The organism is Kosakonia sp. SMBL-WEM22, assembly GCF_014490785.1.
Classification (GTDB): domain Bacteria; phylum Pseudomonadota; class Gammaproteobacteria; order Enterobacterales; family Enterobacteriaceae; genus Kosakonia.
This window is the reverse complement of the sequence record NZ_CP051488.1, coordinates 1,649,181-1,675,198: the sequence shown is the minus strand read 5'-3', so window position 1 is coordinate 1,675,198 and position 26,018 is coordinate 1,649,181. Positions and strand designations below refer to the sequence as shown.

20 protein-coding genes and 1 pseudogene are annotated in these 26,018 nt (G+C 47.1%); 9 read left to right on the top strand and 12 right to left on the bottom strand.

All coding sequences use genetic code 11. The features are described from left to right. Positions 1-6: 6 nt before the first annotated feature. Positions 7-1,383 (bottom strand): glycoside hydrolase family 1 protein, encoded by a 1,377-nt coding sequence (locus HF650_RS07980; protein ID WP_187801883.1) that lies wholly within the window; start codon positions 1,381-1,383, stop codon positions 7-9. Positions 1,384-1,698: 315 nt separating this feature from the next. Between HF650_RS07980 and HF650_RS07975 the strand changes: the two genes are divergently transcribed. The 4 genes from HF650_RS07975 to HF650_RS07960 are packed head-to-tail and all read left to right on the top strand — an operon-like array spanning position 1,699 to position 7,160. After that, positions 1,699-2,547, top strand: coding sequence for a TnsA endonuclease N-terminal domain-containing protein (locus tag HF650_RS07975; RefSeq protein ID WP_130053402.1), 849 nt, complete (start codon positions 1,699-1,701; stop codon positions 2,545-2,547). Then, positions 2,534-4,654 (top strand): hypothetical protein, encoded by a 2,121-nt coding sequence (locus HF650_RS07970; protein WP_057521438.1) that lies wholly within the window; start codon positions 2,534-2,536, stop codon positions 4,652-4,654. The genes HF650_RS07975 and HF650_RS07970 overlap by 14 nt, the downstream gene beginning before the upstream one ends. A 2-nt stretch (positions 4,655-4,656) precedes the next feature. Next, positions 4,657-6,120: an ATP-binding protein gene (locus HF650_RS07965; protein WP_130053403.1), complete on the top strand. Its 1,464-nt coding sequence runs from the start codon at positions 4,657-4,659 to the stop codon at positions 6,118-6,120. A gap of 29 nt (positions 6,121-6,149) precedes the next feature. Next, positions 6,150-7,160 (top strand): TniQ family protein, encoded by a 1,011-nt coding sequence (locus tag HF650_RS07960; RefSeq protein WP_187801882.1) that lies wholly within the window; start codon positions 6,150-6,152, stop codon positions 7,158-7,160. 182 nt (positions 7,161-7,342) lie between these two features. On the opposite strand, the gene HF650_RS07955 is transcribed toward HF650_RS07960, so the two are convergent. From HF650_RS07955 to HF650_RS07915, 9 genes and pseudogenes are all read right to left on the bottom strand, one after another. Continuing rightward, entirely contained in the window at positions 7,343-8,266 is a 924-nt protein-coding gene (locus tag HF650_RS07955) for a hypothetical protein (protein ID WP_130053476.1), read from the bottom strand. A gap of 228 nt (positions 8,267-8,494) precedes the next feature. Further along, a pseudogene (locus tag HF650_RS07950) lies at positions 8,495-9,103 on the bottom strand (integrase core domain-containing protein); the annotation flags it as partial. 107 nt (positions 9,104-9,210) lie between these two features. Continuing rightward, positions 9,211-10,992: an ATP-dependent helicase gene (locus HF650_RS07945; RefSeq protein ID WP_130053475.1), complete on the bottom strand. Its 1,782-nt coding sequence runs from the start codon at positions 10,990-10,992 to the stop codon at positions 9,211-9,213. Continuing rightward, on the bottom strand, positions 10,985-12,769 hold the full coding sequence (locus tag HF650_RS07940) for an AAA family ATPase (protein WP_130053474.1): 1,785 nt from the start codon (positions 12,767-12,769) through the stop codon (positions 10,985-10,987). The genes HF650_RS07945 and HF650_RS07940 overlap by 8 nt, the downstream gene beginning before the upstream one ends. A 356-nt stretch (positions 12,770-13,125) precedes the next feature. Next, positions 13,126-14,334 (bottom strand): MFS transporter, encoded by a 1,209-nt coding sequence (locus HF650_RS07935; RefSeq protein WP_130053473.1) that lies wholly within the window; start codon positions 14,332-14,334, stop codon positions 13,126-13,128. Positions 14,335-14,338: 4 nt separating this feature from the next. Then, the gene (locus HF650_RS07930) at positions 14,339-15,367 is read right to left on the bottom strand and encodes an alcohol dehydrogenase catalytic domain-containing protein (protein WP_057521444.1); all 1,029 of its coding nucleotides are present in this window, start codon (positions 15,365-15,367) and stop codon (positions 14,339-14,341) included. A gap of 27 nt (positions 15,368-15,394) precedes the next feature. Next, complete coding sequence (locus HF650_RS07925) at positions 15,395-15,913, bottom strand: carboxymuconolactone decarboxylase family protein (protein ID WP_130053472.1); 519 nt, start codon at positions 15,911-15,913, stop codon at positions 15,395-15,397. Positions 15,914-15,951: 38 nt separating this feature from the next. Further along, positions 15,952-16,422, bottom strand: coding sequence for an OsmC family protein (locus HF650_RS07920; RefSeq protein WP_057521446.1), 471 nt, complete (start codon positions 16,420-16,422; stop codon positions 15,952-15,954). A gap of 45 nt (positions 16,423-16,467) precedes the next feature. Continuing rightward, complete coding sequence (locus HF650_RS07915) at positions 16,468-17,244, bottom strand: SDR family oxidoreductase (protein WP_087053304.1); 777 nt, start codon at positions 17,242-17,244, stop codon at positions 16,468-16,470. A 176-nt stretch (positions 17,245-17,420) separates the two neighbouring features. Between HF650_RS07915 and HF650_RS07910 the strand changes: the two genes are divergently transcribed. The 4 genes from HF650_RS07910 to HF650_RS07895 all read left to right on the top strand — a co-directional run bounded on the left by HF650_RS07910 (position 17,421) and on the right by HF650_RS07895 (position 20,713). Next, positions 17,421-18,335, top strand: a complete 915-nt coding sequence (locus HF650_RS07910) for a LysR substrate-binding domain-containing protein (protein WP_087053305.1) — start codon at positions 17,421-17,423, stop codon at positions 18,333-18,335. Positions 18,336-18,555: 220 nt separating this feature from the next. Then, positions 18,556-18,900, top strand: a complete 345-nt coding sequence (locus HF650_RS07905; RefSeq protein ID WP_057521449.1) for a carboxymuconolactone decarboxylase family protein — start codon at positions 18,556-18,558, stop codon at positions 18,898-18,900. Positions 18,901-18,932: 32 nt separating this feature from the next. Continuing rightward, on the top strand, positions 18,933-19,622 hold the full coding sequence (locus HF650_RS07900) for a cupin domain-containing protein (RefSeq protein ID WP_223284284.1): 690 nt from the start codon (positions 18,933-18,935) through the stop codon (positions 19,620-19,622). Next, positions 19,619-20,713, top strand: coding sequence for an FAD-dependent oxidoreductase (locus tag HF650_RS07895; protein ID WP_130053471.1), 1,095 nt, complete (start codon positions 19,619-19,621; stop codon positions 20,711-20,713). The genes HF650_RS07900 and HF650_RS07895 overlap by 4 nt, the downstream gene beginning before the upstream one ends. Positions 20,714-20,810: 97 nt before the next feature. Here the strand turns inward: HF650_RS07895 and lpxC are convergent, their stop codons facing one another. Together lpxC and HF650_RS07885 are read right to left on the bottom strand one after the other, a co-directional pair. Continuing rightward, positions 20,811-21,737, bottom strand: coding sequence for a UDP-3-O-acyl-N-acetylglucosamine deacetylase (gene lpxC, locus HF650_RS07890; RefSeq protein WP_087053307.1), 927 nt, complete (start codon positions 21,735-21,737; stop codon positions 20,811-20,813). A gap of 113 nt (positions 21,738-21,850) precedes the next feature. Next, positions 21,851-23,089 (bottom strand): FAD-dependent monooxygenase, encoded by a 1,239-nt coding sequence (locus tag HF650_RS07885; protein WP_130053503.1) that lies wholly within the window; start codon positions 23,087-23,089, stop codon positions 21,851-21,853. 710 nt (positions 23,090-23,799) lie between these two features. Here HF650_RS07885 and fhuA point away from each other — a divergent pair. Then, complete coding sequence (gene fhuA, locus HF650_RS07880; RefSeq protein ID WP_130053504.1) at positions 23,800-26,004, top strand: ferrichrome porin FhuA; 2,205 nt, start codon at positions 23,800-23,802, stop codon at positions 26,002-26,004. Positions 26,005-26,018 lie beyond the last annotated feature (14 nt).

Here is a 26,018-nt window from a genome sequence, read left to right as displayed (position 1 = left end):
ACTGCGTTACAGGTCACGCCCGTTGCTACGGATCACCCGTTGCAGCCAGCGGTAGCTCTTTTTCGGTACGCGTCGCATATCTTTCAGGTCGTGGTTATCGCGGTTGACGTAGACCACGCCGTAGCGTTTACGCATATCCCCCTGGGAGCTGAGAATGTCGATAAGTCCCCAGCCGAGATAGCCAATCACCTGCGCGCCATCTTCAAACATCGCATCCTGCATCGCCTGCAGGTGATCGCGGTGATAGGCAATGCGGTACTCATCATCAATCGGGTTGACGCCGTCCCACTCCTCAATCACGCCGATGCCGTTCTCAATCGGGAAGACCGGCAGCCGCCAGTCGTTGTAGTAGCGGGTAATGATGGCGCGAAAACCGAGCGGATCGATCTGCCAGCCCCACTCCGTCGCTTCAAGGTAAGGGTTAGGCTTGTCACCTTCGTGCAGGTAGTAGTTGACCGGCGTATCCGTGCCAATGGCGTCGCTATCCAGCGTTTTGCTGGCGTAGTAGCTGAAGGCCATAAAGTCGTTTTTGACGCGCGCGATCTGCGCCAGATCCTCATCCCGGTAGATATCGCCGAAGCCCTCTTTTTCCACCACCGCCATCACCGCCGGGCTGTAGCCCTGCCCGGCGTAGACGCGCAGCAGGTTCTGATTGAGGAATTCGTCATACTGCATGGCACAGAAGATATCGCGCGGTTTGCAGGTAGCCGGGTAGATCAGCTGGTGCGCGAGCATGCCGCCCATCAGTTTGCCGGGCTGGGTATCGTGCAGATAGTGCGTCAGCAGCACGTGCGCCATCATCACGTGGTGCTGAATCTGGTAAAGCTCGCGCAGAGTTTTTTCGCCCTTCAGGTAGCCGCCAACCTGAAACGCGCCGGGCATATGGTAGATATTCTGCTCGTTAAAGGTGAGCCAGTACTTCACCTTGCTGCCGAAGCAGTCGATCATCTTCTGGCCATAGCGCACAAAGGCGTCCAGCACGTGGCGATCGACAAAACCGTTATACTTTTCTGCCAGCGCCAGCGGCATATCGAAGTGGTAAAGGCAGACCATCGGCTCAATGCCGCGCGCCAGCAGACCGTCAATAAAGCGCGCGTAAAAATCGATGCCCTCCTGATTGAATTCACCGTCACCCTCAGGGCAAACGCGGCTCCAGGCGATCTGAAAGCGGTAGCAGTTCATGCCCAGATCCTGCATCAGATCGAAATCTTCCTCGTAGCGGTGATAGGAGTCGGTGGCGACTTTCCAGTCGGAGGCGAATTCGCTGGCTTCGCGGATATCGTAGACCGACATCCCTTTTCCGCCCTCATTCCACGCCCCTTCGGTCTGCATGCTGGAGACGGAGTTGCCCCATAAAAAACCGGTCGGTAATGTTCTGCTCATTGCGCTTTCTCCATGACTAGTCATTTCGTTTATATGACTAGTCATATAGCGAATGGCGAAATAACAGGCAAAGAGAGAAGCGCGGTTTTGTGACGCTGTCGCGTCATATTAAAGTTATGTAACTAATCACAGAGTTATGTCACTAATCACGTTTCTCATAACAAAGTTATGTCACTATCCTGAATAACGATCTGATTTGATGACGCTTTTACAGGCATTTGAGGCTATCTTCATTTTTTTGTAACCTGTGCAAACAGGACTACACTTATAAAAGGTGAAGTACATATCTTACTCGCCTGTTCTCATGAGGTTGTTATGAGCAGAGGAAGACGGTTTACATCGCTTGAGAGCTATGAAAAAGCACTTAAAGACGGGGTGGGTATCGGCTCTGGGGAAAACTATCAGCCATGGATTAGGCCACAAGACTTTAAACAATCTACAGGAATACGCTCAGCCATACGTGGTTTAAAAACATTCAGACAGCACAATACATTGTCCAGTATTGAAAGTGAATTTTACTACCTTGCCGAATTCAATGATGCTGTAATAGATATTCGCGAGCAATTTCCTCTTCTGCCGATCACTCTCACTCAAAATATTTCTCGCATTCTTAATGTTCCTCATCCGACATTACGCCGTAACGTCAAAAGCACAGACATCGCGGCAACGCCTGCTGTTATGACAACTGACTTCGTTCTGACATTCAGGAATCCAAATGGAAGCATCAAATACCGCGCTTACTCTATCAAACCAGATGAAATAATTTCCAAACGTGATGCAGAAAAGCAGGAGATTGAACGACTTTTCTGGGAGGGAATTAACATTCAGTTCCAGGTTTACACAGGTAGTAAAATTAATAAGATTAAGAGCGAAAATATTAATTGGTTTACTGCACCTTTTCGTATGAATGGGTTGCCAGATTTAAACATTGACTCTTCGATACTGAGAAGACTACCACCCGGCCAGTATATGATTTCTGATATTGTCAAAAAAATGTCTTTGTTCCTGCGAATCCCTCCTGAAAGATCACTTTTTATACTGAAATTTATGTTGGCAACTAAAAGCATTGAAGTAGATTTGACTTCGGACATCGTCAATTGTGGGTACATTTCAGTTTTACGTAACAGTGCATACGAGGTGGGCCTGACTAATGAAAATAATTGAGAATTCTGTATGGTCGGTCTCTGGTGTTGAAGGACTTTCCGATGTTCTTTACCGGGTTCTTGCACTGTACAGTGAAACTGGAAGCATGGTGTTATATGAAATTAGCGACAACAAAATCACACGTCCAAAGTTCTTCTACATTGAGCCTTTTAAGCTTGGCATTCAGGCAAAAAAAATTGTGCAACTCAACTATCAAATCCCCGTGTGGATGATGGCTACAGAAGATGAAATACCCGAAAAAAACAGACTTAGGCGAGATAAGAACTTCGCCTTAATCACCCCTCTAATATCAGACCGTGAATTTCTCTTTTTATACGCTCTCAATGAACGAAGTCCGATATTAAGAAATTATGCCACGAACAACAACATCAGCTACACCACGATAAGACAGTTGCTATCAAATTATTGGAAGTATGGGCGAGGTAAACAGTCACTGACACCTGCTTACGCAAAAAGCGGAGGAGTCGGTGGAAAAAAATCACTCAAATCTGTTTCAGTTGGTCGAAAAAAGAAGGGGCGCGTCATTGTTGACGGTCGGTCAGACATCTACGTCATGTCCGATCTTGATACTGCTAACATAAAAAAAATCCTCCAAAAATATTATCTCAAACCTCGAGGTAAAAGCCAGACGGAATGCTGGCGCATCTACCTTGAAGAATATTTTCCTGAACTGGTCTCACAAACGGATAAAGCAGTTATTCCCTATCCGTCTCTGGCACAGTTCAGATATTGTATTACCAAACTATTCTCGCTTGCCCAAATTGCACGGAGACGAACTACAGAAAGAGATTTCTTACTCAATAAACGCGCGTTAGCTGGTTCCTCAGCAAACACTGATACACTCCCTGGCTCAGTATTCGAAATTGATGCCACAGTTGCTGATGTACATTTGATATCTGAGTTGACCGGAAATGTGGTTGGCCGGCCAACAGTATATTTGGTTGTCGACCGTGCTACCAGAATGATAACGGGTATGCATGTTTCTTATCTTTATGCTTCGTGGCGAGCGGCTGCTCAGGCACTTGCTAACTGCTTTTCACCAAAAGAGGCATATTGTCAATTATTTGGTATCAATGATATCAGTGATAGCCGCTGGCCGTGCAGCCATGTCCCAACAAAGTTACTTTGTGATAACGCTGAATTGATTGGGCTGAAAGCTCAGTCAGCAGTGGTACCCTTCACAGAGTTAATGTTTGCCCCTTCCTACAGAGCAGATCTGAAAAGCATTGTTGAAAGCCGATTTCGTATACTAAACCATAAAGCAGTCCATAAACTACTGGGAACGACAAGAGGTGGATTTGTTGTTAGAGGGGAAGCGCGGCCACAGCTTAGCTCATGCTACACCCTTAAGGCCTTCACACAAATCATGATCCGTGCTGTAGATGAGTATAACCATGCTCTGAATAAAGAACTTCTCTATATAAATCCTCTTCTTCTTAAAAATAATCTAATTGCAACTCCTGTAAACAGCTGGAATATCAGTGTCGCAAATTTCCGTTTCAGCGGTTACCAGATATCTGAACAAGAAATCATATCCAAACTTCTGTACCCGGATAGTGCTAGCGTTACCGGAAAGGGCATTCAGTATGGAAATCGTTTCTATGAATGCTCAGATGATGAGATGGTGGCAGCAAGAAACTTTGGTCATACACGAATAGACGTGCGGATTAACGATAATTCAATGGACATGATTTATATAAGAAAAAGTAAGGACACCCCTTTTTCTCAAAGTGAACTCCTGTCCAGAAGAAAGATATTTCGAGGTATGCCCCACATGGAGGCGGAGGTGGTAGCAGACATCATTGATATACATAGAAGCAGCAATATAATCACAGCTGATTCTGTGGAGTTGCGCAAATTGATTCAAAAAAATGAACTGGACGGCGAAAATTTACTCAAGGCATTGAGAACTAAAGGACATGGCCGCTATAAAAACATCAGGGAAAACCGTAAAAATGAAGTTCTTTTTGCTCAACAAGGGGGTCCCATAAACACTAAAGATTATTACAATCTGCCTCCAGCTAATAACATTTTGATTTTACCCGGACCTGAAGCAAGGAAGGAGTGGCTTGCTAAACAAAATAATTATTATAAAAAGGATAAATAGGAATGACTGTACAAGCGATATATCGTAAGGCAGACTTACCGGAGTACAGAGGCAATCCTCTTATTGAAGCGCTGCCCCCCCAGATGTCGAGGGAAGAGGTTATGCTGTCTCTCAGCAATTTTCCCGAGATTGATGATAATGAGCGTGAACTCAGCAACTCTATCCGTGAACAGTACATTGACCGAATAGATGCCTTCCGCTGCCCTCAAGAATCTTTCTATGATTGTTATAAAGCGATAGTCCGGCTCTTGCGAACTGGTTATGTGAACCGCAACCCGCTTGACATTCATACAGTGCGTTTTCTTCATTACAGCATCGACGGAAGTCTGGGTAAGACCTTGGGTGACGGTTTTCATCGTCCCCAGGCAGGAACATTTTCTGTTACAGGTATGAGCGGAGTTGGCAAATCAACGATGCTCGAACAGGTACTAGGACATTTTCCTCAGGTCATTGACCATACTGAATATCATGGGCACGACCTTGCTCCACTTCGTCAGGTTGTCTGGCTCAAAGTAAATTGCCCCCCAAATTCGAAAGCACGTGATTTGACTGAAATCTTACTTGCTGTCATTGATGATGCCCTTGGATTCGAGCGAACGCCCCCGCCATCACGCAGTGGAACATTACTCCGGCTCATCGCTCAGAAAATTAAGACTTCATTCATTGGCGTGCTGGTCATTGATGAAATGCAAAGGTTGACCCGCACAAACGGTGATGAGCAGCTTATAAATTTTCTTCACGAAATTGTCGATACATTAGGGGTGCCACTGATTTTTTGCGGAAATACTGAATTTGAAGAGAAAATGCGGCAACGTTTACGTTTTGCAAGACGAGCTGAAACCGCAGGTTTCATGCGTCTCAATCCGCTCGCATATCAGACTTCAGACTGGCAATCTTTCATTCAGTACCTTTGGCGATATCAATGGACTAATGTCTACACCCCGCTTACTGATGAGCTCAACATTCAAATGCATAAGCTATCGAAAGGAAATCTGGCAATAGCTCAACGATTATTTGTGAATGCACAATTAAAAATTATTGGCACTGGTAATGAATTAATCACACCCGCTTTGCTAAGGCTTTCCGAATCTGTATTAACCAGTCGGTCAGACGAATTTATTGTTACGGATACGCTTATTTGTGCTGAAGAACAGCAAGGATTATCGGCTTTTGAGGAGATAATTAGAATAAGTGAAAAACCAGATGTCAGCCCGACACAATTTAAGATATCCAAGCCCAGACTCGTAAAATCGGTCCACAAATCATTTACTGTTACAGGTGATTTACAGCGACCTCAACACGAGGAATTTGCGAAGATGTTGAATAACTATACTGCGCAAACTGAGGCTATCCTCGCTGAACGATGCGAGGCAGTGCTATTTCGAGCTCTATCGCAAAACGATTGTCGATACAGTGCGCTGGAACATTACGATCTGCTTTGCAAAGATCCTTCAATCGAAACCTGATGCCCTGGGCAAATACAGCGTGGTGGTCTATGTTATTAAAACCATTTCCTAATGAAACTCTGCATGGCAGACTATGCAGAAGCCTTTCTGTAAGTGGGTATTCAGTACAAAAATTTACAAGAAGCCTTGGGCTGGAATCCAGATCATCATTCCATCCTTTCCTGACACAGCATTTGACAGACATTGCTGATGTTAACCACGAAAACCCCAGGCTCCTCTGGTTAGAACAAACTTTATTTCCTTTATGGGTATGGGCAATGCCCCGTTATGCAAAAGAACTGCGCCAGTTGAATGGTCCACCGGCACGCCTGCAATGGTTTTATCAACTTACTGGTAATCACAGCTCTCAAAGGATGCAACTTCACTTCTGCCCTGCATGCGCCAGAGAAGATGCGATGCATTATGGCGTGCCATACTGGCATTGCGAACATCAGATCCCGGGTGTCAGTGTCTGTTACCGCCACCGCTGTCAATTATTGTCTAGGCCAGTACCATCTAGCCCTCACATTGCTGTTGAATATTACCCTGATCAATTTTATGAATCGGAACAGTGTGACAATATTGACGTTGATTTTGCACGCTATGCCTGTGTTTTATTTTCTAACTTAGTGCATCAAATAGAAAACCCAATTATTGATGCAGATATTCACTTACCAAAGAGAATACAACTTAGTAAAGCTGAAAATTCAAGAAGGATAAAACTCGACACTGCACTCAATAACCTCGTCAAGTGTATATGGGATAGTGATACTGAACCTGCAGTGGTCGAAAAATTACGATTACTTCATTATATTTATGACCGCAGTGATAATATCCCCCCTTCACGTAAATTATTTCTTAAATTCTGTTTGCAACGATACTTCGCCATTTCAGACAAAGTGAACTTAGCAATAAAAGATGAATCTCAATATTATGAGGAGCGTCATTTATATGATAATAGAATATCAACAGCTGAAATAAAATCACTAATGCAAAAAACATGGCTCCACTCCTCCCTTGATCAGAACAAACCCAAAAGGAAACCTTCAACTGGTGAATAAGAAATATCATCTTACTTAATAGGAGACTATAAAGTGTAAATTGAACTAAAGCCATAATTATTTACTGTATAAATAATGATACATTTAATACTTCAAAAGGTTAAAACTTCAATATTCCTTCTCGCCTGGGCCAACCAAATAATAACAATCAAATAAAAACCTAGTGGTTGATTTCTTCATTTTCACTTTGATGATTTCTGCCACATTTCACAACCATAACACAATTTTTTATTCATAGAAAATTTGCATTTGATATTTCTAGCTTTCATTATTTTGAATTTAAAACTGTCCTTATAGATAACACCATATTTCTCTGTGGTAATAACAGTGTTTTCCGATATGAAATCATTAAATGCCTGCAGATTATCTTCATTTCGTTTTTTAAATATTTGTTTTACATAAGTTTCTGGATGTTTACTGAGTTCCCTTAAGAGATCTATACTATAAGGATCCCCAATTTTTTTTGGTAGCACAGTTAGCAGATAATTTTTATTGCAGTAAATCCATTTTTGCAGCAAAAGTAATGCGCAAGGCTTAATATAGATAGATGAGAACGGCCTGATTATTTTTCCCATTCCTCTGGTAAGTAATGCTTCATTCATTGAGTATGTATATATTTTTTTTGGATGAGGCAGGTTTCCCGACAGGATTTCGAACATACTGTCAACTGAATTTTTGTATGATAAAGGGGGAAGGACTGAAAGTGACTTTTTATGAACATCGCAATACTTAGTTTTACCCCATTGACGTTTTAAATAACCGACACCATGATGATGGTAACTTTCTTCGATACACATATCACAGTACGTGAATGACTCACAACTATTTTGGTAAACATGACAAAACCCTAAATTAAGAAATTCCTTAACCATTTTCAAATCATTGTATGGATGTGAAAATGAAGTTTGCTCATGTTCGTAGTCATTAAGTATTGAGTATAATAGCCCTTCATTAAATCTCTGATATAAGGGCAACAGTTCTTTCTTGGCTTTTAAGTGACTCCTTATCCTGCCTCCAAAAGTAAATAAGTTGGAAAAATCTATGCCGCTATAGAGCAATTGGGTTCTAAACAAAAAACTAAACAGACTTTCATCTTTAAAATACATATCCCCTCCATATCGTATATAGGCATTATAAATGTCATTCTTTTCAAAACATACAGGTTGGATCACTTTTTTGATAACAGAAATTACTATCGATCGTAATTATATCTTAAATATTTATACTTATACTATAAAGCTTAGAAACATTCCGATTTTGGCTAAAGAAGCATAAGTGTAAAACACACGCTCTTTGCACCTAGTTTGACCTGCCCACAGGATTAGATACAGCGCTCAGTTAGTAACGTCGAAATCTTCATTCTCAGAATGACCCTTTCTCCAGCCCGCCGCCAATTCAGACGGCGTCTGATAATTCAGCGCGGAGTGCGGGCGGCACTCGTTATAATCCTGACGCCATTCACTGATGATTTTCATAGCGTAAACGAAATCGCTGAACCAGTGCTCATTCAGACATTCAAGGCGAAATCGTCCGTTAAAGCTCTCAATAAATCCGTTCTGCGCTGGCTTTCCCGGCTGGATTATGCGCAACTCAACACCATGCTCAAAGGCTTATTGCTCCAGTGCGCGGCAGGTGAACTCCGGCCCTTGGTCAATTCTTATAGTCGCCGGATAGCCTCGAAACAGTGCAATGCTGTCCAGAAGACGCGTGACCTGCACGCCTGAAATCCCGAATGCGATAGTAATTGTCAGGCACTTCTTCGTGAAGTCGTCCACACAGGTCAGGCACTTGATCCTGCGACCGGTGGCGAGCGCGTCCATGACAAAATCCATCGACCAGGTCAGGTCGGACGCCGCCGGGCGGAGCAGCGGCAGACGTTCTGTTGCCAGCACTTTACGACGTCGTCTGCGTTTTACGCCCCGCCCTCTCAGATGGTAAAGACGTTAGAAAAGAAGGGGTTTCGTGTGTTGACCAAAGAGATTCTTATCAATCCACTGCCTGGCTCTCCTGCAAAGCGATGAATTACTTCTCTTTGTTTTTCTATAAGGTTCTACATCCGCTGACTGCGATGATACAGTTCGGTAATCCAAGGCGAATGTTTACCTTTTTCATAAACCAAGTGCAGCTCTTTTCGAGGGCGGGTGACGCCTACATAAAAGAGGCGTCGTGCTTCGCGGAGTGCATTACCTGAAGCCATATCTCGCTTACTTGGGAAATCATATTTATTTACTCCAAACATTATGGCTACATCAAATTCTCGACCTTTTGCACTATGAAAAGTACTAAGGGCAATGCGCCCGCTTCCTTCTACTTTCCCAGCGAAAACATCCAGAGACACATCCAATCCCCTGAGGGGATCGGTTCGTTTCAGTAACTCAGCGATGACATCCCATTCCTGCTGAGTGTTCTGTGAGATACCCATCCAGCCGGTGATGATTTCATCATTTAAACGTCTCAGCCACTCGTGAGCACTTTCCGCTTTATCGATTCCGTTTCGTAAAAAAGTGATGAGCTGTACGGTCTGTAATTGTTCTTCAGCACGGCTTGCGCGGCGGCCATAAACAAGAAAGAGCGCCTGACCCAGTAATAGGTTAAATGGCGGAGAGGCTTCTTTCCATCCCCCTGTAACCCACTGACTGCATGCTTCGATGAAACGTGAAAGACGAGAATTACGCTTAATGAGAGCATTACTGTCAGCACGTATTATGGCAATATTTCTGGCCTTGAACTCATCCGCAACTTTATCGCCAAGCCAGGCTGCCCGGTAAAGAACCCCAATGCGTTCAGGCTGAAACCCTCTTTCAAACAACGAGGGAATTAGATCATGAGCGATAAAATGCGCCTGTGCGTCATAATCCCCATTAATCCCATGGAATCCTAACTCTCCCTCTGGATTACCATCGGGGCCAGTATAATCGCGGTCTTCTCCCAAGGCTCCTAATGATGCCCTGATAATTTTAGCGCCAGATCGATAGTTAAAGCGAAGACGGAACGGTCTAACATCTGCCCGTGAAACAAGACTGTCCAGTAGCCCTGGATTTGCACCATTAAATCCGTAAATGGACTGATCTGCATCCCCGACCGCAAATAATCGTATTCCACCGTTAAAGCACAGCAGCAGTACCAGCTCATGAAGAGCGTGCCCCAGATCCTGATATTCATCTACAAACAAGACAGGATAACGCGACCGGATAGCATTACGTACCCATTCATGCTCACTAATAATACGAAAAGCAATGAGTGGCATATCATCGAAGTCAATCAGTCCTAAGCGCCGAAGTTCTGCCTCATAACCTTCAATAAAATCTGCCAGCTCCGGATTGTTATTTCGCCAAGCCGGTAGGAGTCGATTCACATCCCGGCGTCGTTTCTCTTCTGCAAATTTCCACCGTGCATGAGGATCTCCGTCAGTTCCGAATCTAGCCTGGTAAGCCATTTCAACAGCCGCGCGACTCTCATCTCTGGTCGCCACACGAAAATCATCCGGCAGCAAACCCGGTATACATCGTGAGTAGGGGATTAGAACCTGATTTAATGCAAAGCTATGTACGGTACCAATAAAGTTCCGATCATCGCCAATGACCTTAAAGCATGCCAGACGTCCTTCAAGTTCAGAAGCGCATTCATTGTTGTAAGTAATACAGGCCACGCCTCGGGGGTCAGCGACCTCTTCAATCAGGACACGTGCCATGGCGGTCGTAAGTGTTTTGGTTTTCCCGCTGCCTGGCCCAGCAATAACTACGCAGTGGCCAGGGTATGTGGCCGCAGCGTACTGCTCTCTGTTCGGCAATAGCTCATTAAGAGCATCTGAAAGTGCGCGCCAGTCAGACATTCGACACCACATATTGAATAGCTGAAGCAATATACTCCGGCGGCGCAAGCTCAGGTGCCTTTTGCTTCAGCTTGGCAGCCAAACGTCCTTTACCTATGTCTGATATCATCGCGAGAAGTTGCGTCGGGTCTGGAACAATACCAGCACGCCATGAAGCAATCCTTGATGAACGTAACGCACCAAATCCCTGTTCATCGAGGATATCAAGCAGCGCTTCTTTGAGGCCTGTCGTATTGGCCACAGCGACTTCAAATGTCTGATCGTTTAAAAAAATGCCAATCCTTTCAAATACAGCCTTACAAGCTTCATAAGAACTTCTATTCAACCAAATCATATTTTCAGGGGTTAGTTTTTTCAGTTTCGCCGACACATCGCTATATGCCTGCCAGATACTAATTGAACGTGTTTTACCCATCGGTTGTTTCGTACCATCCAGTGGATCCCAGTCGGTTATGACGGAAAAAGGTAGTCCGAGGCTGGCTGCCAGCTTCACGTATGGTTCAAAATTAACTCCCGCTACGTTACATACCGTAATCCCAAGCTGGTCGAGATTGATCCCCATGGCCTGTGCGAAACCTGGAAGTAAAACCTCCTCAGCATCGCCTTCAACAAATATTACTCCATTAGCAAAAAGCAGCTCCGATCTGGTTGCTGTTAAATATCGTTCAATGTCGTCGAGTTCTTCACTGTTTACTGGCAGCTCGGCTAGGGAAAAAGCTCGTGAACGCCCTTTAGGATCCCTGCAAATGCGAACGACAGAACGAAGAGGAGCAATGGTTGCCAAGGTGGGAGAATGGCTCGTTACAATCAAAGACTGATCTTTGTCAGCATTATTGAAAAGTTTGTGAAAAACAGCACGCTGAAGCTGTGGGTGAAGGTGTGCTTCGGGTTCTTCAATACAAAGCAGAGAGAAATTACGTTCATTCTTTTCACGTCGCCATGCAAACTCTGCTAGCTTGAGTGATATCAGAGCCACGTTCGCAGAACCCAGGCTCGCTTCAATAATGCCTCTCTTTCCATCATCGATGAACATAGAGATAGAACGCATCAATCTAAGCGGGTCAGTAGGTGCAAAACGGAGGCGGGCATCTAAATCGTGAGCAGTTCCAGCCAGGTCAAGAATGCCACCACGCAGAGAATTTTCGAGAACCTTAATTGATGGGAACTTCTCCATGGTTTCCGTTGCTGCCTGAAGCTCAGTTGCTACGCGATCCAAATCGGCTCGGCTCAGTGTAGAGAATGCATCTTCCAATAAGGGACGTAGCGGGGAGTTTCGCCAGGAAGCAAGTTGAGCTTCTGCATCGCGTAACGCGTCCAGCATATCAATGGCGATCCGCCGCCTGACGCGTCCAGGAATGGCTCGCGATTCCAGACCTCCGCCAAAAACAATAAACTCACAGTCTTCACCCGAACGTGGAGCCCCATCGACTTCTTCCTTTTTTCGAAAAATGTAGCTCAACCTTGCTACGGTAGGATCCTCTGCGATGCGAAAATCGGTCAACAGAGCTGAGAGGCAAGGGTCACTGTCGAAATCGGCGAATTCAAGGTGCACCTCAATTTGAGGGTTTGATTCAAGGTCGCAGCCATCCCAGAAATCTGACAGCTTAAGCTGCCTGGCTGAATCAGGAAGAGTAGGATCAATAACCAGTCGAATTGCGAAAAGCAGATTACTTTTACCGACACGATTTTCCCCCAATAACACAACATTACCTGCCAGTGGAATGTGAGCAGCCTCAAAGTTTCTAAAATTACGGATTCCAAGTTTTGATAAATACATAAAACTCCCTCTAAATGTATTACAAAGGCTACGGAAATGGGGCCTTCCACCAAAAAAATTAAATACTTTAATAGCGAAGGTTTTAACGATTGTATTTCAAGTTTTTCTTATCATCGTCCGTTAATGGTAAGAGTTCAACACTTGATTTTGAACTTAATGTCGTGAATCCCGCAACGTCAGTTTATGGTACAAAACAGATTGCTATATGACTCACGCTCTACTCGGAGCGAAGAGCGGACGTAGAAAAATTCTGCCCGACAAAGCATTGATGAACATATCCGAAACCCTCTTTGTTAATTTTGGGCTTAATAGAGTTTTACATGAATAGGATGAGTGCTCCGTCAGCAAAGCAACCTTTATCGGGATGATAATTTACTCTGACCTTTTGCCTGCAGTTCTTTTACGATACCTATAAATGCAAGACCGACAGGCACAAGTGCCCCCCACAAGACGGCGTTCCAGCCGTAGAAACTGAGCAGCGCGCCTGAAGAAAATGATCCCACGATCATTACCCCGAACACCACAAAATCGTTCAAAGACTGGACCTGGGTTTTCTCTTCGGGACGGTGATATTCAATGATTTTCGCCGATGCGCCGGTGAAGCCAAAATTCCAGCCAAGGCCCAGTAATATCAGCGACAGCCAGTAATGGAAAATATCGGTTCCGTCGAGACCGGCCAGGACCGCACATGCAGTGATAAGCAGACCCGTCGCGGCGATACGCATGGCACCAAAACGGTTGATTAACTTGCCGGTGAAAAATCCCGGGCCGTACATGGCAATAACGTGCCACTGAATCCCCAGGTTGGACGCCTGCTGAGAAATACCGTGCATGTGCATCGAAAGCGGTGCAGCCGTCATCAGGAAGTTCATCACCATATAGGTGACCGCACCGCTAAATACGGTTCTGGCAAAGCCCGGCTGACGCACTATTTCGCGCAAAGGCCGCCCACCCGCTTTGGCTGCACTGACAGGTTCGGCTGTTTTCACGCCGTTGAGGATAAACGCCGAGATGACGGCCACGAACGCCTGGGCAAGGAAGGTGACAGCGAAGGTGTGAGGTGGCCAGAGGTGCATCGTTGCGGAAACCAGCATCGGGCCCACCACACCGGCGATCACGCCTCCTCCCATCACCAGCGACAAAGCGCGAGCCCGTCGTTCCGGTGTGACGCCATCGGTGGCGGCAAAACGAAAGCTGAGCGCCACGGCTGCATATGCCCCCCCGATAAAAGCGGCAACGCAGAAGAGGATGAATGAACCAACAAGGACGGCTAGGGCAGCTATCAGTCCGGTAATAACCCCCGCCCCGGTGCCGACCATAAAGGCAGCCTTACGGCCATTTTTTCGCGCCAGTGAACCTAACGGCAGGATGCAGGCCGCCATGCCCAGAACAAACATGGTGATGGGCAGCGTAGCCAGAGAACTACTGGGCGCGATAGCGTTACCTACAATGGCCCCCGTGGCATAAAAAACCACCGAGTTAGCACCAGCGAGAGCCTGGGCGGCCGAGAGGCGGATGATATTATTGTTCTGGTCTGCAACAGGCAGGAACTGTTCTGTGGACATGTGATTAATTATCCTGATTCATTGTGAGCACCATCCGGTAGCGTGCATGACCCATCTTCAGCCTGTTGAGCGCCTCATTGGCCTGCTCAAGCGGCAGTTGTTCTGTGACGGGCAACGTCTGAAAGAGGTGACTGAAACGCAGCGCACGTTCGGTTTGAGCGGGTGTGCTGACAAAGGAACCTGACAGCGAGCGTTCCGCGCCAATCATCATGCCCGGCATAATCTGCAGGGGCGTTCGTCCGGTCCCCAACAGGATCGCTTTCCCCTGGGGGGCAAGAGCAGACAGCAGGCCTGAGACCGTTTCTGAATCTGAAGCCGTGGCCAGAATAAAATCCCCCCCGCCGTCAGCTTTCAGGCGCGCTGCTGCGTCTTCACTGAGCGCATCGATGTAGTGATGCGCGCCCAGTTGAAAGGCCGCACGTTCTTTTTCATGACCACGCGCCACTACCGTCACCTCAAAACCCATTTTACGGGCGTACTGAACGGCCATGTGACCCAGTCCCCCCATCCCGAGAACAGCGACTCTGTCGCCTGCCCTGGCGCCGGAATGACGCAGCGCGTTAAAGGTAGCAGTACCGGCGCAGAGGATTGGGGCGGCATGTACGGAAGAGAGTTCTGCGGGAATAGCGATCAGCGCGGTATAACGCATGACAACGTACTCGGCATAGCCGCCATCGCAGCTGAGACCTGGCGTCAGCTGGTTTTCGCAAAGATGAAAAAGCCCGCTGCGACAGGGGTTGCAGTGCTGACAGTAACCGCCCAGACGCCCGACACCGACTCGCTGGCCGGTTTGCCAGATATCGGGCACCCTGCCGCCCTTGCGCGCAATGTATCCGACGATTTCATGTCCCGGGATGCGCCCGGGCTGGCCCTCCTGCGGCGCTTTTTCCGCGTCCCGGAGATCGGCACCGCATACTCCGCATGCTTCAATTTTGATAAGCACCTCATCCGGGCCGGGAACGGGTATCGGTCGCTCTGTCATTTCCAGCACACCGGGGGCAACAATCTGCATAGCGCGATATTTTTTATTCATAAATTGCACCGGTAAAAAGGGGGATTATCAGATGGCAAGGGCGACAAGGAAACGCGACACCATGTTATAGGTCGCGACGGTCGCAACAGCTTCCACGGTCTCTTTTTCACCAAGCCGGCGTTTCAATTCGTCGATGATATTTTCATCCACGAACACTCCTTGTGTTGACTGGTCATTAAGCCTGATGAGCAGGGTTTCGGTTTCATTAAACAGGGATGACACTGAGGCAGGCTCAAGCGCAGCCGCTTTTTCAGCCGTTCCGCCTGCATCCAGATAAGCAGGGTAATGCACGTTCCATTCAAATTCTGCTTTGTTGAGTGAGGCTACACGCAACATGATCAGTTCCCGGTATTCAAGGCTGAGGGAAAATTGCTGACGAACCCGGATCATCAGTTCATTCCAGCCTGTGGCCAGCGGAAAGCTTTTAATCAATATGCGGTCAATGCCAATCAGTTCCCCACCGGGACGTCGGGCTTTCATCGCATTAAGAAGGTCCGCATCGACAGGCTCACCATCCTGCCAGGGGGTAACTCGTGGTGTGGTCATCGTATTTTCTCGAGGAGAAACAGGGTATCCAGACCGCGTCAGATAAGAATTAAATCACCCTCTACCGTCATGTTCTGAGCCAGTAACCACCGGTGAAGGGAGGCGTTAATGACCAGTTGATGGATGCATTCGAACTGATGGGCAGTCCCTTCCCCGCTGACGTGAATGACATACTGCAGCCAGCCAGGCGAAACATCTGTGATTTTTTCACAGAGCCGGGATATTCCCGTCAGGAGTTCACCGCGGGTCTCGATATCAAGATGGGTCAGCGTGATGCCCGCACTAATGGCTTCCTGAACAAAGGCGGCCGTCATGCAGGCGTTAAAAGCTGCCAGCATCAGATCCTGAGGGCCGGGCGCCCGCCCTTCGCCACCCAGCGCGACAGGTTCATCTGAATCGATAACGTGGCTTTGACGCTTGTCCCCCGTCATAGACTGGCAGCGCGTGCGGCTGGCCATGCCCCCCTGCCATGTGGTGACAAGGTCATAGTTTGCGGTCTGGATTTGCATAAGTACTCCAGTGCCGCACGCGGTCGCCCACGTGCGGCAGAGTCATCAGGCGTTACGGCCAGCCATCACGCCACCATCTATATCCCAGATGGCGCCGGTGACCCAGCCAGTCTTGTCAGAAAGCAGGAAGGCAACGGTCTCCGCGATATCGACCGGGGTACCCACACGGCCAATCGGGTGGAAGCTGTCGAAGCTGTTCATCACGTCCTTCACGTCGTCTTTCGGAATGAAGCCTTCGTAAATCGGCGTGTGAACAACGGCCGGAGAAACGGCATTCACGCGGATCCCTTTTTCGCCAAGCTCAATCGCCAGGTTTTTGGTCAGTGCGTGCAGACCGGCTTTCGCCATGGAATAAGCAGCAGAAGGAGTGGCACCGATGGCCTGCTGCGCCCACATTGAACCGATATTAACGATTGAACCTTTAATACCGGCTTCTACCATATTGCGCACCACGTCGCGGGTAATGAAGAAGGTCGCACGGTTAATGTCCATATACATGTCGTAGTCAGACGTTTCATTGTCGACGAAGGGTTTCGGGAAGAACACACCCGCTGCATTCACCAGCAGGCTAATGTCTTTATGTTCAGCGTTGATAGTATTAATAACGTGCTGCATGCCTTCTTCTTTCATCAGGTCAGCAACGATGATGGAGACCTGACCATCAGCAGAAAGCGCCTGACGGGCCTGTTCAGCCTTGTCCTGACGATTGCCAACCAGCACCACGCTGCCACCATTTTTCAGAACCAGTTTCGCCGTTTCGAAACCCATACCACTCGTACCGCCGACCACTAACAGTTTTTTACCGGAGAAAGATGCGTTCATCGCTAACCTCTTTACATTCATTGGATTGTCATTGATGAGAAGGCAGCCCCCTCATCCTGTGAAATCAGAATGCCACCCTCTCCCGGTATTAACGACTGAGAAGAAATTGCGACGCAGGAAAGAAAATCTTTCTCGTTAACTTATACTGAAGAAAATAATGAGTCAGGAAATATGAAATGAGATCGCTAAATCGCCTGAAATGGCTGCATGCTTTTGAAGCTACAGCCCGGCATGGAAGTTTTACTGGCGCGGCACAGGAGCTGGGCGTCACGCCAGCCGCAGTAGGCCAGCTTGTCCGCGCACTGGAAGACTGGGTGGGACATCCGCTTCTTCACCGCACCCGTTCAGGGAAGGAGCGCCTGACGCTGGTTGATGAAGCACAGGAAGCCCTGCTGGACATCACCCAAGGATTGGACAAACTGGAATCTGGACTGAACAAACTACGCGGACGTCGCGCGCGTTCGGTCGTCGTAGTAACCGCCTCTCAGGTACTGATGATGAACTGGCTAATGGAACGACTGAACCGGTTCTCAGAAACCCATGAAAGTATTGACCTGCGGCTTAACGTTACGGAAAAACTAATGGACGTGTCGCACGGGGAGGCGGATATCGGTATCCGTTGTGGACAGGGGGATTGGCCGGGCGTCAATAAAACCTGGCTGATGGATGAAGAAGCCGTACTGGTTTGCAGTCCGCGTCTTGTTCCGGAAGGCAAAATAACCTGTGGCGAGTGGCTCGCCACGCAAAAGCTTATTTATGATGATACCCCTCACCCCGGCGCAGATTTTCCATCGTGGGACGAGGTGCTCCAGACTGTGAATGCCCCCGAGGCACTTGAAAGCGGACTTCATATCAATTCCACCTCAGCGGTGATTCTGTCCGCTCTGAGCGGTCGTGGTGTAGCTATCGTACGATATGCTCTGGTGAAGAAACTTATCGAAACCGGACAGCTTGCGCAGCTGCAGCCCGATTATCGCTGGCCGCTAAAATGGTCGTATTATCTGGTGACCCCGCAGCAGCAGGTTATGCGTAGTGAAGTTAATATTTTTCACGACTGGCTACTTCAGGACGTCCTGTCGGAAAGTGAATAATATCCAGGTACAGGCATTACTCGACCGCGTGATGCCCCTTCCGCTACCAACCTCACGACATAGAATTTCTTCACCGCTTCGCAAGAATATCTGATTTGTTGAAGTTACCGGGCTTTCTGATAATCGTCCCCAGTGAATGATATACACCCTTGCTAATGCGCCAGAGACGTTGGCAAGGGACGTCATTTTTATCTGAAACCTATTCCAACCGGAGCCCAACATGTTTTTAAACTGGAATGAATATCGCAGCGGCCTGCTCGCAACCATCGGTAAATTTGCCAAATTACAGCCAGAATTTATGAAAGGCTTTCAGCAGATGGACAAAGGCGCATCTGAGAATAAACATCTCGATCCCAAGACCCACGAACTGATCGCGCTGGCCGTCGCCGTCACCACGCGCTGCGATGGTTGTCTGGCCGTGCATGTAGATGCTGCGGTTAAGCACGGAGCCACCCGAGAAGAGATTGCAGAGGCACTGGCCGTCGCCATTAACCTGAACACTGGTGCAGCGCTGACATACACTGCACGTGCCCTAGATGTTTACGACAGCCTGCCGAACAAATAACCCCTAAAGGGCACCTGCAAGGGTGCCATATTATGAATATGATGTTACTGAATTCAGATTTTTCACAGCGTGCTGTAATGACGCCTGACCGCTACAAGTGGGTAGCTTCCCCTCAGCCTAGTGTCGAACGAGTGATGCTCGACAGAATCGGCCGCGAGCAGGCCCGCGCGACCAGTCTTGTCAGGTATGCCCCTGACTCTATGTTTCCCGTACACAATCACCCTGGTGGAGAAGAAATTCTTGTCCTGAGCGGCATCTTTACTGAGAACGGGACAAATTATCCGGCAGGCTGGTACCTGCGCAGCCCGGATGGTTCTTCTCACCAACCTTCGAGTCATGGCGGTACGACTATTTTCGTGAAGCTGCGCCAGATGAATCCTGAAGAACGGCAGCCTTTAAGAATCAATACGAAGGATATGTCGAACTGGCACGGTCGTCCGGGAAGACAAGTATGCCCTCTTTTCTCCAGCACATCTGAAACCGTCATGCTACTGAAAATCGCGCCTGGAGAGCGTCTTTTTTGTACTCCCCTGACTGGAGGAGCAGAGCTGATGATACTGGAAGGGACTCTCACAGATCCGCAAGGCGAATATGAGAAAGGTAGTTGGTTACGGCTGCCGCCAAGAGATATGCCCGCATTGCTGGCCGCTGGGACGGATACTCTTCTCTATTTGAAAACGGGACATCTTAGCCCAGAAACCCTGTTCGGAGTCACTTCATGAGCGGCAAAGTTGTTATTATCGGCGCAGGCGTGAGTGGTTTATACGCCGCGACATTACTTCAAAAGGCGGGTGTGGCCTGTACGATACTCGAGGCAAGAGAAAGAACCGGCGGGCGTGTCCTTTCAAGCCAGATGTTAGCAAACACCCCTGACGGACTTCATGTCGATATGGGTGCTACATGGTTCTGGCCTGATATGCAGCCCGAACTCGCGCGCCTTGTTAATGCGCTCGATCTCTCTCTTATCCCGCAGACTCGCCCGGGAGAAATGATGTTTGAACGCCATCGCCATTCTGCACCACAACGTTATCCATCGTATGAAACATCACCACCATCATTCAGGCTAAAAGGCGGTATGCAGGCCCTGACATCTGCGTTGAAAAGTCAGATCCCGTCCGGGAAAATTATGCTCGGCCAGCAGGTTATGGCAGTCTCCAGTAAGGGTGAAGAAGTACTGGTGCATAGCCGAGCGGAAAATGGTAAAAGCATGGCCTACGCCTGTGATCACCTCCTGCTGGCTCTGCCACCCGCACAGGCGGCAAGAATTGACTTCAAACCGGCGTTGCCAGATGGGCTGCTTACAGGCTGGAGTAAGATCCCAACATGGATGGCTCCCCATGCTAAATATGTCGCCTTATATAATAAAGATTTCCTGCAGCAACAAAATCTCTCTGGTGATGCAAGCAGTCAGATTGGGCCTATGGTAGAAATTCACGATGTGTCCGAGCCAGAATCAGGTATCACCGCGATATTTGGTTTTATCGGTGTGCCAGCACAAGCGAGAAGGAAAATCTCTGAAGCTGTACTTATGCAGATGTGCCGGGAACAGCTTGTACGATTGTTTGGCCAGTCTGCGGCAGACCCACTAAGAGAATTTATAAAAGACTGGGCAGCCGATCCTTTTACGGCGACAAAACAGGATTTGCGGCAGGAGTTTGGGCATTCATTACCTGAACAGACGCCAGTGAACGGAGTTTGGGCAGGTAAAATGACGGGGATTGCCAGTGAATGGTCGCCACAATTTTCAGGTTATCTTGCGGGCGCAGTTGATGCTGCATCAGAAGGAGTTAATCATTTACTGCAGCGATTATAAATTATGATAGGCTCCAGTGCCGCCTGACCTCAAGTGCAGCCACAAGGGCTGCCCGTTTCCTAAGCCATGTTCTGGCAATAAAGTTGTATCGAAAAAACTATCTGGCGTAAGCAAGCTCTATCATGGAATCTGTCAGCACTTCGGAAAACGGCGCAGTATCTAACTGTACGAACTCCCAGGACTGTTGATTTTGTAGAACACTTCTGATGAGGAGATTGTTAAGAGCATGACCGGATTTATATGCGGTGAACGCGCCCAAAATGTTATAGCCGCAGACAAAAAGATCTCCTATTGCATCGAGTGTTTTATGTCGGACAAACTCATCTTCGTATCGCAGCCCGTCTTTATTCAGCACCCGGAACTCATCAAGGCCAATTGCATTGTCTAAACTCGCACCCAGACCCAAGCCCTTCGACTGAAGATACTCAACGTCGCGCAAGAAACCGAACGTACGGGCCCGGGAGATTTCAGCGATATAAACTTCAGGATTCAAGGTGGTTGTATATCTTTTATTGTCCGAACTTATCGCTGGATGATTAAAATCAATAGTAAAATCCAGGTGAAAACCGTTAAAGGGGGCTAAGGTTGCCCATTTATCGTCAAGCTCTACACGTATTTCTTCGTTAATTTTTAGGAATTTCTTAGGGGCACTCTGCTCAATGACACCTGCATCATTGAGCAGTAAATATACAAATGGCGCAGAACTTCCATCTACAATGGGAATTTCACCTGCGTTAAGTTCGATCAAAAGATTATCGATTCCTAACCCAGATATTGCCGAGAGTAAATGTTCGATTGTTGAAACTCGTACACCATCATCATTGAAGATAGTAGTAGCAAGCGTCGTTTCATTAATACTTTCGGCACGTAAAGGAATATCGACTGCTGGGTGCAGATCAACACGACGAAAAACGATCCCCGTATTGATTCCTGCAGGAATGACATTCATTTGGACTTTTAATCCACTATGTAACCCTATGCCTGTCATTGAAACAGAGGTTCTGATAGTTTTTTGCTTAATCATATCAAGGCCTGTAATCGAAACTAATTCTCTTTGCAAATGTATTCGAGTAGTAAATTAAATCAATAGCAACGCAGTCAGCGACTCGCTTAGCTCTCGCTGACTGAATCTATTTCCTACAAAGTTGATTTCTCAGGTGCGCGAGTGATGTCTGTGTCGTAAACGATGGGAGCGCCCAAAAAATCCACATGCTCTCTTTTAGGCCCAAAAGGACTCATAAGGAACTGCATGAGCTTCGTCTTTTCTAGTCGCTTCCACCTATAAAATAGCGCAATACCCAGTTTGGTTGAAGGTTGTTCGAGTCGTATAGTCCAGGGTTTTATCGACTGAGCTTGTTGCACATAGGGTCGCATTTTTTGCTCGTACGCTTTGTATGCAGCATGATGATCCTCACTGGTCAACAGTGACTTGGCCAAAATATATGCACCTACGATTGAAAGAGTGGTACCCATACCACTTACAGGCGTCGCGCAATAAGCCGCATCCCCAAGCAATACGACTCTTCCCCTGGACCATGAGTCCATTCGTATCTGCCCAAGATCTTCAAAGAAGATATCGTCAGTTTTATCAAGTTCTTCAAGTATGCGTGGTGCTTCCCAGCCATCGTTCCTGAAAGTGCTTTTTATGAAGCTATTAACGGCACTTCGGCCTGTAAGGTCAATGCCTCGCTTACTGCTTCTGATGTACAGATATGCCCGGGTTGAGCGTCCCTGGTCCGGGCGTAACAGAATAGACTTTCCACCCGTACAATTGCTCCAGCGCACCCATGTCCCATCCTGAGGCTGATAAGGCATCGCAAAATAGGCAGTGTATAGACCAATGTGATGAACAGGAACCTTACCAAAAACGAGTTCGCGCGTGGATGACCGCATACCTTCAGCAATAACCATAAGGTCAAAAGTTCTTTGAGCATGATTTTTGAAGTTAACAATGACTTCAGCTTCATTCTCGTGACAGGAAGTGACGTAATCTCCAAAAATATACTCAACATCATCTTGTGTCGATTTCAGCAGAAGCGTCGATAAGTCGGCTCTGAGTATTTCTATATCTGTAACAAATGACTTCTTCCCACCTGCACTTGGATATTCAGCCTGAATGATATTTTTGCTGTCAACGAAACGCAAACCCTCTTCATTTGTCATTAATTCTGAAATGTCTTTAAGAAGCCCCATGCGCTCAACCACATCACGGCCTTCATCGCGAATGTCTACAGTTTGCCCCGTTAAGCGTAAGCTTGATGCTCGCTCAACGACAGTGACCTTATGCCCTTGCTTAGCTAACCAAAATGCCAGTGTTGGTCCGGCAATACCTGATCCACAAATGAGAATGTTCTTTTTTTGACCTGTCTGTTTCATATTTAAACCATCGTTATCTAATTTTCAATTCCACGCAGAGCGCCAGGAATGATGCAGAGAATGTGTAGACTGCTTCAAACAGAGCTCAGTAAAAACGAGCAAAACCAGCGTTAGCGTTAAAAAAACCATCTGAGCGGCAACGTTTTCTTTGATTTAATGGAGTCAAAACAGAGTGAATAACTGATTTAAATATTACACAGAAACCTGACAGTTGAATTTTCATGAGTATCCTCACATTGCTAATGATTCGACTGAATCATTTAAGGAATGTGCTGAACTATCAGTTCACCTGCACAATAAGTTAATACTATGTTAAGGCTCCATCTTTATTGGGTCAATCACAAATTGAATGCCCAAATAAAGATTGCCAGACATAACCAATTGATTTGGAGCATATTTATCAATTAATTACTTGTGTCGCTGGCGACAATTAAACATATGATGTCGTAAAACCTACATTCTTAAGCGCTAATTTCTCATTTAACGCCTATTGTACTAAGGTGAAACACTCCCTCTTATCATATAAATCCTTCATCTTTCGTTTTAAAGTTCAGCATGGCGAGATAGCAATGTTATTTGTCGCTTTATCAATATTCTCTGCCAGAACAAAATAATACTGTATCCACGATCAAACCGGGGCCACTCCGCCCTGCGATGTGAATAAAAATCACTCTCATTGGCATTCAGGTTGTTTATACCAGGAACAAAATATGTATCGCTCTTCTGTCAACGCGTCTCGCAAAGTATCTGGACTAAGCCCCCTTTTTGTAACCCTGAAAATTGCCTTACTGTCAGCCCTTACAGCAAACACCGTATACGCAGAAGATAGCATTCTGGTCAGCGCTGATGCTGAAAAAAACAGCAGCGAAGACCCCTGGGGAGCAACTCCTGGGCTGGTATCCAAAAAGTCGGCTACGGGTACAAAAACCAGTTCTGATATAAAAAATATCCCCCAGTCCATTTCCGTGATCACGCGAAAAGAAATCGATATTTTGCAGCCTAAATCGTTAAAGGACGCGCTCGGATATACGCCAGGAGTAACCGTATCTGACAGAGGTAGCTCTAACGCTTTTGATATGGTTAAGATTCGTGGTTTTTCATCCGGACAGGGACAAAACAACTATCTGGATGGCCTCAAACTCACTGGCGACAACTGGAACGAGATGTCGACCGAACCCTATTTGCTCGAACGGATTGAGGTACTTCGAGGCCCCGCCTCAGTTCTGTATGGAATGAGTAATCCCGGTGGCATTGTTTCGATGGTAAGCAAGCGCCCGGTCTACACTCCAGTACGCGAAGTGCAGTTTAAAATGGGATCGAATAACCTCATGCAAACTGGTTTCGATTTCGGTGACACGCTGGATGACCTGGGGATTTACGCTTTCAGGATTACAGGGATGGCCCGTTCTTCCGATGAGGAACAAAGCCTTTCAAGGCAGCGGCGTTTCGCAATAGCGCCTTCTTTTACCTGGCGTCCGGACGAAAACACAACGTTTACATTCTTGTCCAACATTCAGAACGAACCTGAGGTGGGATATTATGGATGGATGCCAAGACAAGGTACTTTAGATCCGTTGCCTGACGGGGCTAGACTGCCTGACGATTTTGACGACAGCGCACCCAATAATACCTGGTCACGTTACCAGCGATCCGTAGGATATAGCTTCGAACAGGTATTGTCTGACAACTATACGTTCAGGCAGAACCTGCGTTATTCCAGAGTCAAAACGTCACAGCAAAGTGTCTATGGAAGAGGAATTTGCTCCACGACTGATTGCCCTGATGTACCTTCTGCCGATTTAAATCACACGATCTCGCGCGGGCAATTTATTGATAACGAGCGGATGAATAGTTTCTCTGTGGATACTCAGCTTGAGAGTGATTTTCACACAGCGAATATTGACCACACTCTTTTATCAGGTATCGATTACAGAAATTTAAACAATGACATCAGTAACCTGTATGGTTCTGCGACACCTCTGGATTTGTATAACCCAGAGCAGAATGATTTTGCTTTTGGTGACGCAGAACCTTATGCGCATGACAAGACTCGTCAGACAGGTATTTATGTACAGGATCAAGCGCAGTATGAAAACTGGTTGCTCACGCTGGGGGGACGCTATGACTGGTCACGTCAGGAAACCTATCTTCGCCAGACAAATACCGGTATCTCCCGAAACGATCATCAGTTTACCTGGCGGAGTGGATTAAATTACCTGTTTGATAATGGCATCACACCTTACATCAGCTACAGCCAGTCATTTGAACCTAACAGCTTCGGGTTATCTTCAACTCCTCCGGTCTCCTATGCACCATCACGAGGTGAACAGTACGAAGCGGGCGTGCGCTATGTGCCACATGGACGTTCTGCCATGCTCAGTGCAGCAGTATATCAACTCACCAAAACGCATAATCTGACAACAGACCCAGATAACCCTCTGTTTAAAGTGGCCGCTGGTGAAATTGAAGTCCAGGGTATTGAACTCGAAGCGAAAGCCGGATTAACGGATAATCTGAACTTAATTTCCTCATACAGCTATACACACGCTGAATATACCAAAGACACACAACTGAAGGGAAAGACGCCTGATCAGGTTCCTGAACATCAGGCTTCCCTCTGGCTCGACTACACCTTCAGTCAGGGAGCACTGAATGGGTTGACCCTTGGAAGCGGAGGGCGTTTTATTGGCTCCAGTTGGGGGGATTCAGAGAATACGTTCAAAGTGGGTAGTGTTGCCGTCTGGAACGGACTGGTTAGCTATGAACTTAGCCAGCTCGGACTGAGAGGGGCAAACATTGCTCTTAACGTTACTAATATTCTGGACCGAAAATACGTTTCAAGCTGTTTTGCCGACTATGGCTGTTTCCGTGGCGCTGGGCGCCAGATGACAGCCACTGCCACGTTCCATTTCTGAGGGTAAACGGGCAG